The following is a 14,738-nucleotide window of genomic DNA, read 5'->3' as shown; positions in this document are numbered from 1 at the left end:
ACATTATACGCAAATAAGCTAAAGTATGTGACAAATGCCTATAAAAATTAGTTACAATCATTAATTTGACGCGGTTCATGGTGTTAAATTTATTTAATATTAGCGAGGGAGACAACTATGGCATAGATGCTAAAATTTCTTGCATTTTTTGCCTAACTAATGGATAAAAATTATTTTTTGCAGTAGTCGTGGAATTCCCTCCAAAAAATCCTGTACCTGGACAAGTTTTAATAGCATGTCCTTCACCGTTATCCAAGACTCTTTCTCCCGTGTTAATATCCCACCAATGATGGTATGTGATACTGTCAATAGAAGGCGTTAGTCCGAACTTTAGCATGAGTAAGGCAGTGACCGTAATAATCGTGTCCCTTTGTTCCGCGGTCATTTGATTATTACCTGCATCAAAATTCCCAACATTTTCAATAGCCAGTGCATTAGCTTCAATTGCATGCATGACAGAATCATCTAGTAAACCAAAAGAACCCTCGGGAGGTGTGTTAAATGGCCTACCAACTGCTACTGTCCCATCTGGAAATGTAGTCAGCTGTTGACTAATATTGCTCCATCCCATCCCATTAACATGATAATCTTCCATGCCCTTCAACAGCGCAAAATGATTCGAACCATTAAATTGCTGATAGGATGGTTGGTACGTATGATGTTGTTGGATGGTACCAATTTCTCTAGTGAATTTATGGTTAAATAGCCAATCCTTAAATTCTTCCCTGGTCATAAGAACATATTGTCCCTGCATGTTCAGTTTTTTAGGAGGAATCTTTAATTTTTGACCGATATAAATCATGTTAGATGTAAGTCCATTTGTTGTTTTTATGGACTGGACTGTAGAATTAAATGCTTGAGAAAGCTTCCATAAGGTATCCCCAGAGACAACTTCGTACATGACGGGAACCCTTAATTTCTGACCAACTAATAGTAAATCAGATTGCAGACCGTTGATTTGTTTCAAGTTTTTCACAGAAGTCTCATAGGTATTTGCAATTTTCCATAAATAATCCCCTGATTTGACCTCATATATATTTCTGGGATTATTCGTTGCATGCGCTGGAGATATATTCAGTAACATGAATAAAATCAAACTAAATAGAAGCACAAATTGTTTTTTCATTGATACAATCCTTTCATTGTGATTTCCGAAAACTTATCCTTTATAGCTTTGTAATACAGTTATAAAATTATTCTACTTTTCATTATCCTCTTAAAGGTACGAATGGATTTTTTCATTTTAATTAGGAACCCTAAACTTAGGAGGTGAATGTAATCATGCAAGATTGGGATTATGGTGAACAACACCCACATTTCGATGGAAAAAAAGAGGGAATTATCTCTGATTCAGTTGGAAAACAAATTGGAATACGCACGGAGGCAAATAAGGAATCAGCTAATCCTTTTCATGTGAATAGATTAAAGAAGGACCTAGATATGGAAAGATTTAATAAAACTTTAAAATAGCTTTTTAAACAATATAAAAGGGTGCCAGACCGTTTAGGATACAGGCACCCTTTTGTTCATAACTATTCTTTTTCTAACGTAACGTTTTTGGATGGTGCAAATGTAGAGATAGCGTGCTTAAAAATCAATTGTTGCTTACCGTCTGTATCGATTAACACTGTAAAATTATCAAATGCTTTTACTACTCCTCTGATTTGAAAGCCATTTGTTAAGAATACAGTAACCTGAATACGATCTTTACGTAATTGGTTCAAATATTGATCTTGAATGTTCACTGATTGTGTCATTGGTTTATCCTCCTCTTTTCTATCTATAAATTATTATTTCTATTTTTTTTAGAGCTTTCCTGCTAAATCATCTAAAATAATTCTAAAGTTTTCATCTTTCTGCTCAACTGATATTGGAAACCAATGAACATCCATTTTATTCTTAAACCATGTATATTGTCGCTTGGCGTACCTTCTAGAATTACGCTTTAATACCTCCACGCACGCCTCTAAGGACATCGTACCTTCTATATATGGAATGAGTTCTTTATATCCAATTGCTTTCATGGCTTGAGCATCTTTTATTCCCCGATTATATAATGAGCGGACTTCGTCAATTAGTCCTGAATCAATCATAAGATCGACTCTTTGATTTATCCGCTTATAGAGCTCTTTCCGATCCATTTCAAGTCCAATAATAATTGGTTCATAACCTGAATCCCCCATCTGTTGCTCATGGTATTCAGACATGGTCATCCCAGTCCGATCATAAACTTCCAATGCACGTATCACTCGTCTTCTATTATTTGGGTGTATTTTATCAGCTTGTTCCGGATCTACTGATTTAAGCCGTTTAAATACATTTTCCATTCCATACTCTTCGATTTCTTGTTCGATTTTTTTTTGATATGTCTCGTCTCTTTCCTTTTCAGCAAAATTATAGTCATATAATGCTGCTTGTATATATAATCCAGTTCCACCAGCAATAATTGGTAGGCGATCTTTGCCTGCAATAACTTGAATATATTGCTGTATTAGTGATTGAAACTCAGCAACAGAAAAGGATTCATATGGTTCTTTTATATCAATCATATAGTGTGGGATACCTTCTTTTTCTTCCTCCGTTACTTTTGCTGTTCCAATGTCCATTCCCTTATAAATTTGCATAGAGTCACCACTAATGATTTCTCCATTAAACCGCTTTGCGATTTCTACACTTAAACTTGTTTTCCCAACAGCTGTAGGTCCTACTATTGCAACTACTTTTTGTTTCATCACCATTCCCCTAAAGACTTTTTCATCTATGTATCTGATTTATCATTATACACGATGCAAGTATTTCTGCAATGTACTTTATTGATTACAAAAAGCTGTCGCTTAAATAAGCGACAACCTTCCTATTTATTCATAAGCAATATACGCTCTAAGCATCCACACATGTTTTTCGAATCTTCCGTGAATGTCATTTAGCAAGTCAACTGTTGGCTGGTCATTCATTTCATCTGCTAATGGCACTCCAGTTTCTTTAATTTCTTTAATCATTGTTTTATAATCCTCAGACAATTGGTGAATAATCTCATTTTCTTTATCATCTGCTTGTGCTTCTTGTAAGGTTGCTTCCTTAATGTATTTATGCATCGTTGCCAAAGGTTTTCCTCCGATGGCTAGGATTCTTTCCGCCACTTCATCTAAATCTTCTGCCGCTTCATTATAAAGCTCTTCGAACACCTCATGTAACTTAAAGAAATGCCTACCTTGAATAAACCAATGATAACGATGAAGCTTGATGTAAAGCACAGCAAAATTGGATAATTCTTGATTTAAAAAATTAATTAACTTTTGATTATCTTGCATTCGACCCTCACCTACCTTTCTAACGTCTCTTCACTATTTTTGGTTAGGATCCAATTTTTATTCGCCTTTGTGACAATTTTAGTATTGGAACAACTTCTGGTATTTTTTTAAAGTTATGGACTGAAATATAGATTATTACCTGGGAAACCGCATCTTTCATTAATTTTCTACTGATTTCGAGTGCTTCAAAATTCAATCATCCAACTTTAATAGAACATAATTTTTCATTTCATGTTTACACTAATTTTAAACGGAGGTGTTGATTATGAGTGAAAAAGACCGAAAATATACAGATTTCTCCAATGTAGAAACACAGAGAAATTTTTTAACATCTGAAGAATATCCTGAAGGTCCGTATGGTTCATTAACGAACAAAACGGAGCTTGTCAGAAATAAAGATACTCCTTGGAAGGAAGGACAGCAGTTTTATAGTAATTTTACCTATGAAGGACGTAACTTTCATGAAGATCTTCCGAGAAAAGTACCAGGTGCACATCCTACTCACGATGAAAAAGGAAAAGAAAGTGAAGATCCATATGATAATGCATCAACCGATAATAGCTAACCTTTTTTAAAAGAAAATAGGCTGACCATAAAGTAATGATCTAACCTCCTCAACCACACAAAAAATGGGGCTGTCACAAACGCAAAGGGACAGCCCCGATAAATTACATCACACGTTTAAACATTTTTTCCATTTCATATTCCGAAAAGTGAATAATAATTGGCCGGCCATGAGGACAAGTGAATGGATCCGTAGTTTTCCGTAAATCCTCTAATAGACGAAACATATCATCCGTATTTAAGTAATGATTGGCTTTAATAGATCGTTTACAAGACATCAATATGGCTGCTTCTTCTCTTATTTTGGCAATATTTATTCGTTCTTCAGTAATGACTTGCTCCACAATTTCTCGGATTACTTCTTCTTCAAACCCTTTTGGGAACCATTGGGGATGTGCACGGATAACATAGCTTTGTTGACCAAAGTGTTCAAAGAACAGACCAACCCTCTTTAATTCCTCTTGGTATTGCTCAATCATTAGTGCTTCTGGCCGAGAGAAATCAAAAGTAAGTGGAATGAGTAGCTCTTGTAATTCATTAGGAACCTCTCCTAACTTATCACGGAAATACTCATACTTAATTCGTTCTTGTGCAGCATGTTGGTCGATGATATATAGTCCATTTTCATTTTGAGCTAAAATATACGTTCCATGATGCTGACCAATTGGATACATAACTGGTACTCGATTCGAATCGATTGCAATTGTAGGCTTTTCCATTTCTTCATCCGGATGATCTTCCACATTGTTTTCAGTTGGGGCAGAATAACCGGTAACTGTTTCAGCAGCCGATTGCTGAGCAGCTAAAAAGGCATCTTCCATTAATTGCGATTCTTTTTCATTTTGAACGGTTGAGGTATCATCACCGAACAGGTCAGATTTTCTATTATCATGACTGTTGAACGAGAATGTATCTTGATGAGAAGTGTCTTTTTGTTTTTTTGGTTGTTGTTGTTGGACACTTGGAATCAATGTTTCTTTCCGAAATGCACTTCTAATCGTTGATTCCACCGCTTCATATAACTCTTTTTCTTTACTAAATCGAACCTCCAGCTTAGCTGGGTGGACATTTACATCAATTAAAATAGGATCCATTTCGATCATTAATACGACTAAAGGATTACGACCAATTGGAAGTAATGTATGATACCCATTCGTAATTGCCTTTGTAAGAGGAATATTACGAATATATCTCCCATTAATGATTGTTGAAATATAGTTTCTTGACGCTCGAGTAACTTCCGGCTTAGCAATATACCCTTTAATTGTAAAATCAAGTGTTTGATGCTCCACGGGAATCATTTTTTTCGCAACAGACATCCCGTAAATTTGAGCAATAATTTGTAGCAAATCCCCTCGTCCTGATGATAAAAAAAGTTGTTTATCATTGTGAATAAGTTCAAACCTTATATTTGGGTGTGATAATGCCATACGATTAATAACGTCTGTAATGTGACCTAGCTCTGTATGAATGGTTTTCATATATTTTAACCTAGCAGGTGTATTGAAAAATAAATCTTGAATGTTAATTTCTGAGCCTTGTCTTGCATCACTTTTGGAAGTTTCAACAACCTTTCCACCTTCTAATTCCACCATGGTACCAGCTTGTTCTCCAGTGGAAGTCTTAATTGTTAACCGACTAACAGCTGCAATACTGGCCAAAGCCTCGCCACGAAAACCTAAAGTTCGAACATGAAATAAATCTTTCTCATTTCGGATTTTACTAGTCGCATGACGGTGAAAGGCTAGCAAACAGTCCTCCTCTGACATTCCTTCTCCATTATCCGTAATTTTAATTTGCTCTAAACCAGCTTCCCTAATCTCCACCTTAATCCAACTACTATTAGCATCGATGCTATTTTCTACAAGCTCCTTTACTACGGAAGCAGGACGCTCAACTACTTCACCTGCTGCAATTTTATTCGCAAGAGAATCAGGCATTTGAAATATTTTCATTTGGATTCTCCTTTCACTTCTCGTTCGCTTTCTTTTGCAATTGATACAATTCATTCATTGCTTCCATGGGTGTCATTTCCATCAGATTTAAGCTTTTTATATTTTGTATTAGATTGTTATCATTTTTTTTGAACGACTTTTCTGTTTGGTTTGATTTTTTTTCATTAATAAAAAAGGATAGCTGCTGATCATCATCCAATGGATTACTCTTATCTGCTGAATCCGTTTGTTTACTTTCTAATTGATTCAATATGACGTTGGCACGATTAATTAAGGAATCGGGTAATTCTGCCAGCTTTGCAACATGTATCCCATAGCTTTCGTCTGCTGCTCCGTCCTGAATTTGATGGAGAAAGACAACCTTCCCCTGGTATTCCTCTGCACGAACATGAATATTTTTCAATTGCTTCAAGCTCTGGTCTAAAGTTGTTAATTCATGATAGTGTGTAGAAAATAAGGTCTTCGCATGAACATGATCATGTAAATATTCGATAATTGCTTGCGCTAATGCCATCCCATCATATGTACTTGTTCCTCTTCCTATTTCATCAAAAAGTATTAAACTATTTTCAGATGCGTTAGTAATGGCATGGTTTGCTTCAAGCATTTCCACCATAAATGTACTTTGACCTGAAACTAAATCGTCTGCCGCTCCAATTCTTGTAAATATTTGATCAAAGATTGGCAAATTAGCTGTTGAACATGGTACAAAACAGCCGATTTGAGCCATAATCGATGTTAACGCTAATTGGCGCATATAAGTACTCTTTCCCGACATATTTGGGCCAGTAATGAGCAAAATGTTGGTATCTTTATCCATCGATACATCATTAGGTACAAAGGCCTCATTTTTCATTACTTTTTCTACTACTGGGTGGCGGCCCTCTTGAATATTAACTTCTCGGTGATCATTAAACGATGGTCGATGGTAATCGTTAAGTTCGCTAATCGTAGCAAATCCTTGTAAAACATCTATTCTACTAATTTTGTCAGCTAAATCTTGTAGTTGTGGAATATATTCCTTTACTTGATCACGAATCTTAATAAATAATTGATACTCTAAATCAACGCTCTTTTCCTCTGCTTCTAAAATCAGGGATTCTTTTTCTTTCAACTCAGGTGTAATAAACCTTTCTGCATTTGTTAGTGTTTGCTTCCGCTCATATTTTCCTTCCGGCAATAAGTGAAGATTAGCTCTCGTTACTTCGATATAATAACCAAACACTCGATTATAACCAATCTTTAATGATTTAATATTTGTTTCTTGTTTTTCTTTTTGTTCTAATTCGGCAATCCATTTTTTTCCGTTTCTAGATGCGTCTCTGTAATCATCCAACTGCCCATTAAATCCATCTTTTATCAAACCGCCTTCTTTAATTGTAATAGGCGGATCCTCGATAAGACTATTATCGAGCAGCTCAAATAAATCATCTAACGGATTGATTTCTTCTCCTAGGGCTTGTACCCGCTGGTTTTGAAATTTCATTAATAATTCCTTTAATTCAGGAATTTTTTGTAATGAAATTTTTAATTGATTTAAATCTCTTGCATTCACATTTCCGTATGCAACTCTCCCAGATAATCGCTCCAGATCATAGATAGATTTCAATATATCTCTAGTTGATTCACGTTCAAAATATTGCTCTAAAAATCCGTCTACTAGATTAAACCGTTCTTCGATCCTAGCACGATTTAGCATTGGTCGCTCTAGCCATTTTTTTAACATACGAGCACCCATAGCAGTCACCGTTTGGTCAATCACCCACAGTAAGCTTCCTTGTTTACCTTTTCGGAGAATTGTTTCTGTTAATTCTAAGTTCCTTTTTGAAAACATATCAAGTGACATAAATTGCTTTAATTCTATTTCTTTGGCAGGCTTTAAATGATCTAACGAACGTTTTTGCGTAGATTGAATATAATTTAACATTCTGCCAAAAGACTCTATTAACCGCTCATCTGTTAAATTAGCCATCAAGTAGTTAAGTGAATCAGGAATTGCCGTACTGTCTTGATAAGAGATCGTTACTTGTAACCTCTCCTTTAAATCACTTTGAAGCGCATGATCCATATCGGTAGATACGACTACTTCTTTAATTGGACGATTATATAATTCACTTAATAAAGCCTGCCATCCACTATCAATGATCGTGACATTCGTTTCACCAGTGGATAAGTCATTATATGCAACGACAAACGAGTTATCAGGAAATAAGCTTATGCTTGCTAAGTAATTGTTCTCCGTTTCCTCTAACATTCCCCCTTCCATAACAGTACCTGGGGTAATCAACTGAACAACTTCTCGCTTCACAACTCCTTTTGCAGCTTTCGGATCTTCTACTTGTTCACAAATAGCAACCTTATAACCCTTTTCAACTAAATTCTTTATGTAACCTTCCGCAGAATGATAGGGAATTCCACACATAGGAATTCTTTCTTCTCCTCCACCATCTCTACTTGTAAGCGTTATTTCTAGTTCTCTAGATGCGGCCATTGCATCATCAAAAAACATCTCATAAAAATCGCCTAACCTAAAAAATAAAAAACAATCTTTATAATCTGCCTTTATCTTTAGATATTGCTGTATCATTGGTGTATATGCCATACTTATTCCCCCAACACGATCCAAAATTCTCTTTTAATTATATCATATCACTGAAAACAACTCGTAGCATTCGAATAAGAAAATCTTGTTTAGCCACAAGTACTTATCCAAGTCCCTCCGATGCTAATTTGGTGTAGTTATTTCACTTGAATTAACTGACCATCATGTCGTAAAAAATTTCTGATCACAAAAAAAGAGTGCAAATAAATATTCGCACTCCAATCACAATATTTGTATCATTCTTCTTCAACGTTTGCTAAAAAATCGGGATCGACTTCATCAAACTCGTCATCAGACAATTCAAAGTCCCAATCGTCATCGTCAGCAATTATACCATTTGGATCTACTTTAACTGTTACTTTTGTTTCCCCAAGAACTTCAACAAGAAATTCACGTTCCACTTCAACCACAATTTTTTGATCATGGTTAGCAATGTCACATTCTAGACAATTCGGCTGTTGAATAACTTTGGCAAATACTTCAAAATCGTGATTTAACGTGTGTGCATCCTTGACTGCTAGTTTAATGTGATCCGTATAGTAAACACGCTCTGTAACAACTTCTGTCTTTGTGTTGTCATTATAAGAGTACCAAATGTTTACATCATAGCTTCCATTGACTTCTACAATTTCGTCACCTTTTTTCTTTGCATTGTAGAGATGGTTTATAACCCAGCACCCTAATATGCTTGCCGGTCTATGTGATGGTGTAATCTTGTTTGTGTCCTGCGTAAATTTGCGCCCTTTTCCGATGACAGCTTTCGTAATAATTTCCCGATATTCTTGATCAAGAAAAGACATATGAACCAAAACCTCCTCTTTTTTTCATAGTCATTTTATGCAGGTTATCTACCTAAAGTGCATAACTATTTTTCACATATGATGGAAGTAGACCCAGTAAAGGTTTTCTAGTTCATCCTATGCAGCTGCCCACTAATGTGTACGGATAAAAGCAAAAAACTTTAAAAAATTACTGAATACCTTTTATAAAAATAAGCTCTTTTCGTATTCCTTGTTTATTGCATAATAGACCTATAATGCGCAACAAAAGGTGAGCTTGGATACGCGCTCCGGAAATACACTTCGCTTTCCGCGGGTGGCTGGTGAGCCTTCTTGTGAATTACACGAATATTAGCTTTTCGTCTAGTTTCTGCTCATTTTCCTTGATGAATTACACGAATGTCAGCTTTTCGTTTAGTTTCTACTCATTTTCCTTGATGAATTACACAAATGTCAGCTTTTCGTTTAATTTCTGCTCACTTTCTTTGATGAATTACACGAATGTCAGCTTTTCGTTTAGTTTCTACACATTTTCCTTGATGAATTACACGAATGTCAGCTTTTCGTTTAATTTCTGCTCATTTTCCTTGATGAATTACACGAATGTCAGCTTTTCGTCTAGTTTCTACTCATTTTCCTCGATGAATTACACGAATATATAAATCCACTATACAGCGTAGGAAATACATGTAGACTACTCGAAAATAAAGTCAATTTTCTTCATGTGATGTAACGCTGCCGAAGCCTTCCTTGACCTGCGGGAACATTTGCCAAAGTGAGACCCGCAGCGAAGTATTCTGCCGAAGCGATATCTCAGCACTATTTTAATTTCACTGTACTGCGTATTAATCGTATGTTACGCATAATAATAGTAATCTTTAAGAAAACAGCGTAAAAAATAAGAGGATGCCCCACCTCAGGCATCCTCTAGTAATTCATTCCTAATTAAATTAATGTCCACAACCAGACCCATTATTAATTTTCGAACCAGTTTCTCCTGATAGTAAATCTCCACCAGTAGACCGAATCACTTCATTCGTTACATCACGGGCAATGGTATTTGATATTAATTGTAAAATATCATTAATAACAACTTGAGAATCTTTAAATTCTTGAACAATAGGAATTTCATCAATTTCATTTTGGATACGATCAATTTCAGCCTCAACTTTTTTTAGTGCCTCATGCTTCCCATAGGCTTGAAAATTAACTGCTTGCTTTTGTAAAGCTTTAATTTTCTTAATCATACTTTGAACTTTTTGATTCTCATTTAACTTAGCTTCTAATTGCTTAAATCGATCAATTTCTTCGATATTTGCCATCATCCTTGCTAATTTATGAGCCTCTTCAATTACTTCTTTTCGCGTATATTGTGCCATTTTTATTTCACCTCTACTGCTTCTTCAACGAGCTCGCCATCTAACGTCCAAGTCTTCGCTTTTAGTATCTTAACATTTACAATTTCACCAATGACAGACTTCGGGGCAACAAAGTTAACAAGCTTATTTCTTTCTGTATATCCGGAAAGTACATTTGGATCTTTTTTACTTTCGCCTTCAACAAGAACTTTAACTGTTTGACCTTCATACTTTTTCATTGCTTCTGCTGATTGCTTATTCACTAATGCATTTAAGCGCTGTAATCGTTCTTTTTTCACTTCCATAGGTACATTATCTTCCCATCTCGCAGCTGGTGTTCCTTCTCGAGGAGAATAGATAAAGGTATAAGCACTTTCAAATCCAACTTCCTCCATCAACGTCATCGTTTCCTCAAACTGTTCATCGGTTTCATTAGGGAAACCAACAATAATATCGGTTGTTAACGTTGCATTTGGCATTGCTTTTCTTATTTTTCTAACTAGCTTCAGATAATCTTCTCTTGTATATCTCCGAGCCATTACTCGAAGTACGTCTGAGCTACCTGACTGTACTGGTAAGTGAATATGATCAAGAAGGTTACCGCCCTTTGCCAATACTTCAATTAAACGATCATCAAAGTCTCTTGGATGGGATGTTGTAAACCGAACTCTTGGAATGTCAATCTTACTAATCTCATCCATTAAGTCTCCCAGACCATAGTCAATATCCAAGTCTTTACCATATGCATTCACATTTTGTCCAAGTAGTGTTATTTCTTTGTACCCTTGAGCTGCTAAATGACGCACCTCTTGGATAATATCTTCAGGTCGACGACTTCTTTCTTTTCCACGAGTATATGGCACAATACAGTACGTACAAAACTTGTCACAGCCATACATAATGTTGACCCAGCCTTTGATTTTTCCTTTACGGACCTTAGGCAAGTTTTCAATGATGTCTCCTTCTTTTGACCATACTTCTACCACCATTTCTTTACCAAACATTGCTTCTTTAATTAAGTTTGGTAAACGGTGAATATTATGGGTACCAAAAATAAGGTCTACGAATGGATGTTTCTTAAGAATTCGATTAACAACCGCTTCTTCTTGTGACATACAGCCACATACACCTAAAATTAAATCAGGCTTTTCAAGCTTTAATGGTTTTAAGTGACCAATTTCACCAAACACTTTATTTTCAGCATTTTCTCGAATAGCACATGTATTCAATAGGATAATATCTGCTTCATTCGTATCATCGGTTGACTCATACCCCATATTTGTCAAAATACCTGCCATTACTTCTGTATCATGCTCATTCATTTGGCAGCCATAGGTGCGAATAAGGAACTTTTTTCCTTTACCAATATTCTTTAAATCATCCGAGATACCGAAGTCATAATGAATTTCTACGTCTTCTCTTCTACGTTTTTTTGCCTTTTTAAGGTTAGGTGGTTCGTAGGTTGTTTGGAAATATTTCCCTATCAACTCATCAGAATCCATTCCTTGTAGTCGTTCTAAGTTTGAATCCGTAGCGGATTTTATGTCCGATGGATCCACCTGTTTTATATGATTAGACTGTTTTCTTTGTTGTTCGTTCATATTGGAACTCCTTTCCTATATAAGCATAATCAAATTCCATCCAATTTAAATATTATACCAAGGGAATACTAGAAAAACAAAGTTTCTTTATAATTATATGGTAGAATACTCTTAATCTTAAAGCATCAATTATTGGAAGCTTTGTTAACCTAGTTTTCGAGGGAACTTGTCAACAAAATTTTGGTAACAAATCTTTTTCAATAGATCTGAAGATACCGAATTCCTTAATTGATGTACAAATGAATCATATTCTAAATAATCATAAAGCCCTAATACAAATCGATCCGTTCCATCAAAATCAGAACCAAATCCTAAACAATTCTCGGCACCTTTATCTAAATAATAGTTAATATGTTTGATAACATCCTGTTGTGTAACTGTTTCTTGATCAGATAAAAAGTACGGAACAAATGTTACACCAATCCAACCTTTTCGTTCAATTAGAGCCTTAATCTGTTTATCATCCAAATTTCTTCTATGTGAACATATTTGACTAGCATTGGAATGAGAAGCCATTGGATAATCTGCTAATTTCATAACATCAAAGAATCCTTCATAGGACAAGTGAGACACATCCGTCCAAATAGTTTGCTCATTTAAACATTTTACTACTTGTTCACCGAATTCACTTAATCCAGCTCCACGCTTCTCTCCAATTCCATCTGCTACTGCATTTGATTGGTTCCAAGTCAACCCAACAGCTCTTACACCTAAACGAATAAGTGCTTTTAATTTACTCAAGTCCCTCCCAATAGCATGGCAACCTTCTAGCGTAAGAATTGCTCCTCGCTCATTTTCTTTTAAAGATAAAAGATCTTCTCTACTAGAAATAAATGTAATGTCATCATATGGAGCAATAACTTGCTCATAAAAAAGATCGACCATTTCTAATGCAACACGAAATTGTGCTTCTTCAGGCACATCATCAGGTACAAAAATTGCAAAGCACTGTACCTTAACGGAACTTTGTTTCCACTTCACATAATTTACTTGTAATTCCTCACTATCATAGAAAGATATGTTATTTTCCCATAATTTTAATAGCGCGTCACAGTGGGCATCAATAATCATTATGTATATCCTCCAGTACCTTAATCTTTTAAATAGAAACTGTAAAGAAAACTAGGTTAGCGCCAAGCCTTTAGGAGCAGGCGATCACCTAGTTGCGCTTATACTTAGTTCCTAAAAATTTTTAATACGACGATTAACTTCTATGCTAAAATTTTATTATGCTTTTCTAACGTGCAAAAAAAACCTGCTTGCGTGTGGCAAACAGGATAATACTCTATTACCTAGGTTCAACAATTAATTTAATAGCTGTTCGTTCCTCATTATCAATCATAATATCTGTAAAAGCTGGGATACAAATTAGATCAACTCCACTTGGGGCAACAAATCCTCTTGCGATGGCTACTGCTTTGACGGCCTGGTTTAACGCACCAGCACCAATCGCCTGTATTTCCGCTGAGCCACGTTCTCTTAGCACATTTGCAAGTGCTCCTGCTACTGAATTCGGATTTGATTTGGCTGAAACTTTTAATATTTCCATTCCTAGTACCTCCTTAGTTTACTAAAGTTGTTCCACTTTTACTATATTCTTGGAGATGATAGTTATTACCTTTATTATGGAGTAATTTTTCAAAAAATTCAAATATTAGCTGAAGAAAGGGTGGTCATCATTGATTAAAATTCGTTCGACATTTTCTGCACGACCACTTTTATTATCAATATCTATGAGTATCCCATTAAGTTGCATTCTTCCTTTTTTAGGTACTTCAAAACGGACTGGTAGATTGGTTAAAAATTTCTTGATAACTGCATCTCGTTCAACGCCTAATATACTATCATATGGACCTGTCATGCCTACATCTGATATATATCCAGTTCCATTTGGTAATATGCGTTCATCTGATGTTTGAGTATGGGTGTGTGTTCCTACAACTGCACTAACTCTTCCATCTAAATACCAAGCCATAGCCTGCTTTTCACTTGTTGCTTCAGCATGAAAATCCACAAAAACTATATTTGTTCGTTTTTTTGCTTCCTCTATTAAAAGATCAGCTTTACGAAACGGATCATCTAATGGAGGCATAAAAGTTCTACCTTGAAGATTAATGACAGCTACTTCTAATTTATTCGATTTAACAAACAACAATCCTTTTCCAGGAGTATCTTCTGGAAAATTAGCAGGTCGAACCATATAACGGGCATCATTAATAAATTCAAATATGTCTTTCTTGTCCCACGTATGGTTGCCCATTGTAATAGCTTGTGCTCCCCATTCTAAAAATTGCTTGTATATTTTCTCATTAATTCCTTTCCCAGATGCTGCATTTTCCCCATTAATTATCGTTACATGGGGTTGATATTTCTGCTTTAATTTTGGTAAATATTGTTGAATCATCTCTCTACCAGGTGAACCAACAACATCTCCTATAAATAAAATCCTCATTTGTATACGTACCTTCCTATTGTCAAATTACGTTTAGTTTTACATAGTTGGCATTAAAAGTCAAAATACCTAAATGTCAACTCTATCCTTTCTCAGAGCCAAAAAAATAAGCGACC

Annotated in this window: 14 protein-coding genes; 2 read left to right on the top strand and 12 right to left on the bottom strand. The window is 35.5% G+C overall.

Annotated elements, in window-relative coordinates; genetic code table 11:
* Positions 1 to 115 precede the first annotated feature (115 nt).
* Entirely contained in the window at positions 116 to 1,126 is a 1,011-nt protein-coding gene (locus JOC48_RS12775; RefSeq protein WP_204500264.1) for a peptidoglycan recognition protein family protein, read from the bottom strand.
* Positions 1,127 to 1,281: 155 nt separating this feature from the next.
* On the opposite strand from JOC48_RS12775, the gene JOC48_RS12770 reads away from it, so the two are divergent.
* The gene (locus tag JOC48_RS12770) at positions 1,282 to 1,470 is read left to right on the top strand and encodes a hypothetical protein (RefSeq protein ID WP_204500262.1); all 189 of its coding nucleotides are present in this window, start codon (positions 1,282 to 1,284) and stop codon (positions 1,468 to 1,470) included.
* A gap of 62 nt (positions 1,471 to 1,532) precedes the next feature.
* Here JOC48_RS12770 and hfq read toward each other — a convergent pair whose 3' ends face one another.
* The 3 genes from hfq to JOC48_RS12755 form a co-directional block, all read right to left on the bottom strand.
* Positions 1,533 to 1,757: an RNA chaperone Hfq gene (hfq, locus tag JOC48_RS12765; protein ID WP_204500260.1), complete on the bottom strand. Its 225-nt coding sequence runs from the start codon at positions 1,755 to 1,757 to the stop codon at positions 1,533 to 1,535.
* Positions 1,758 to 1,805: 48 nt separating this feature from the next.
* Positions 1,806 to 2,732, bottom strand: coding sequence for a tRNA (adenosine(37)-N6)-dimethylallyltransferase MiaA (gene miaA / locus JOC48_RS12760; protein WP_204500258.1), 927 nt, complete (start codon positions 2,730 to 2,732; stop codon positions 1,806 to 1,808).
* Between the two features lie 126 nt (positions 2,733 to 2,858).
* Positions 2,859 to 3,311: a Dps family protein gene (locus JOC48_RS12755; RefSeq protein ID WP_204500256.1), complete on the bottom strand. Its 453-nt coding sequence runs from the start codon at positions 3,309 to 3,311 to the stop codon at positions 2,859 to 2,861.
* Positions 3,312 to 3,576: 265 nt separating this feature from the next.
* Between JOC48_RS12755 and JOC48_RS12750 the strand changes: the two genes are divergently transcribed.
* Positions 3,577 to 3,876 (top strand): hypothetical protein, encoded by a 300-nt coding sequence (locus tag JOC48_RS12750; RefSeq protein ID WP_204500253.1) that lies wholly within the window; start codon positions 3,577 to 3,579, stop codon positions 3,874 to 3,876.
* A 103-nt stretch (positions 3,877 to 3,979) separates the two neighbouring features.
* Here the strand turns inward: JOC48_RS12750 and mutL are convergent, their stop codons facing one another.
* From mutL to JOC48_RS12710, 8 genes are all read right to left on the bottom strand, one after another.
* Positions 3,980 to 5,830, bottom strand: a complete 1,851-nt coding sequence (mutL, locus tag JOC48_RS12745; RefSeq protein WP_204500251.1) for a DNA mismatch repair endonuclease MutL — start codon at positions 5,828 to 5,830, stop codon at positions 3,980 to 3,982.
* Between the two features lie 13 nt (positions 5,831 to 5,843).
* Positions 5,844 to 8,432: a DNA mismatch repair protein MutS gene (mutS, locus tag JOC48_RS12740; RefSeq protein ID WP_204500249.1), complete on the bottom strand. Its 2,589-nt coding sequence runs from the start codon at positions 8,430 to 8,432 to the stop codon at positions 5,844 to 5,846.
* A 236-nt stretch (positions 8,433 to 8,668) separates the two neighbouring features.
* On the bottom strand, positions 8,669 to 9,232 hold the full coding sequence (gene cotE, locus JOC48_RS12735) for an outer spore coat protein CotE (protein WP_204500247.1): 564 nt from the start codon (positions 9,230 to 9,232) through the stop codon (positions 8,669 to 8,671).
* A 929-nt stretch (positions 9,233 to 10,161) separates the two neighbouring features.
* Positions 10,162 to 10,590, bottom strand: a complete 429-nt coding sequence (locus JOC48_RS12730; RefSeq protein ID WP_204500245.1) for a YlbF/YmcA family competence regulator — start codon at positions 10,588 to 10,590, stop codon at positions 10,162 to 10,164.
* A gap of 2 nt (positions 10,591 to 10,592) precedes the next feature.
* Positions 10,593 to 12,170, bottom strand: a complete 1,578-nt coding sequence (gene miaB / locus JOC48_RS12725) for a tRNA (N6-isopentenyl adenosine(37)-C2)-methylthiotransferase MiaB (protein ID WP_204500243.1) — start codon at positions 12,168 to 12,170, stop codon at positions 10,593 to 10,595.
* A gap of 144 nt (positions 12,171 to 12,314) precedes the next feature.
* Positions 12,315 to 13,241: a dipeptidase gene (locus JOC48_RS12720; RefSeq protein WP_204500240.1), complete on the bottom strand. Its 927-nt coding sequence runs from the start codon at positions 13,239 to 13,241 to the stop codon at positions 12,315 to 12,317.
* Positions 13,242 to 13,458: 217 nt separating this feature from the next.
* A complete protein-coding gene (gene spoVS, locus JOC48_RS12715; protein ID WP_044157499.1) occupies positions 13,459 to 13,719 on the bottom strand; it encodes a stage V sporulation protein SpoVS in 261 nt (86 codons plus the stop codon).
* Positions 13,720 to 13,824: 105 nt separating this feature from the next.
* Positions 13,825 to 14,622: a TIGR00282 family metallophosphoesterase gene (locus tag JOC48_RS12710; protein ID WP_204500238.1), complete on the bottom strand. Its 798-nt coding sequence runs from the start codon at positions 14,620 to 14,622 to the stop codon at positions 13,825 to 13,827.
* Between the last annotated feature and the right edge of the window lie 116 nt (positions 14,623 to 14,738).

The organism is Aquibacillus albus (assembly GCF_016908325.1).
Lineage (GTDB): Bacteria > Bacillota > Bacilli > Bacillales > Amphibacillaceae > Aquibacillus_A > Aquibacillus_A albus.
Note: the sequence above shows the minus strand (reverse complement) of the source record. Positions and strands in the feature narration are given on the sequence as shown.

Excerpts from the sequence above, each read along its gene's own strand:
- JOC48_RS12775 (WP_204500264.1), bottom strand. The coding sequence starts at position 1,126 with ATGAAAAAACAATTTGTGCTTCTATTTAGTTTGATTTTATTCATGTTA.
- mutS (WP_204500249.1), bottom strand. The coding sequence starts at position 8,432 with ATGGCATATACACCAATGATACAGCAATATCTAAAGATAAAGGCAGAT.
- cotE (WP_204500247.1), bottom strand. The coding sequence starts at position 9,232 with ATGTCTTTTCTTGATCAAGAATATCGGGAAATTATTACGAAAGCTGTC.
- JOC48_RS12730 (WP_204500245.1), bottom strand. The coding sequence starts at position 10,590 with ATGGCACAATATACGCGAAAAGAAGTAATTGAAGAGGCTCATAAATTA.
- hfq (WP_204500260.1), bottom strand. The coding sequence starts at position 1,757 with ATGACACAATCAGTGAACATTCAAGATCAATATTTGAACCAATTACGT.
- spoVS (WP_044157499.1), bottom strand. The coding sequence starts at position 13,719 with ATGGAAATATTAAAAGTTTCAGCCAAATCAAATCCGAATTCAGTAGCA.
- JOC48_RS12720 (WP_204500240.1), bottom strand. The coding sequence starts at position 13,241 with ATGATTATTGATGCCCACTGTGACGCGCTATTAAAATTATGGGAAAAT.
- miaA (WP_204500258.1), bottom strand. The coding sequence starts at position 2,732 with ATGAAACAAAAAGTAGTTGCAATAGTAGGACCTACAGCTGTTGGGAAA.
- JOC48_RS12710 (WP_204500238.1), bottom strand. The coding sequence starts at position 14,622 with ATGAGGATTTTATTTATAGGAGATGTTGTTGGTTCACCTGGTAGAGAG.
- JOC48_RS12750 (WP_204500253.1), top strand. The coding sequence starts at position 3,577 with ATGAGTGAAAAAGACCGAAAATATACAGATTTCTCCAATGTAGAAACA.
- JOC48_RS12770 (WP_204500262.1), top strand. The coding sequence starts at position 1,282 with ATGCAAGATTGGGATTATGGTGAACAACACCCACATTTCGATGGAAAA.
- JOC48_RS12755 (WP_204500256.1), bottom strand. The coding sequence starts at position 3,311 with ATGCAAGATAATCAAAAGTTAATTAATTTTTTAAATCAAGAATTATCC.
- mutL (WP_204500251.1), bottom strand. The coding sequence starts at position 5,830 with ATGAAAATATTTCAAATGCCTGATTCTCTTGCGAATAAAATTGCAGCA.
- miaB (WP_204500243.1), bottom strand. The coding sequence starts at position 12,170 with ATGAACGAACAACAAAGAAAACAGTCTAATCATATAAAACAGGTGGAT.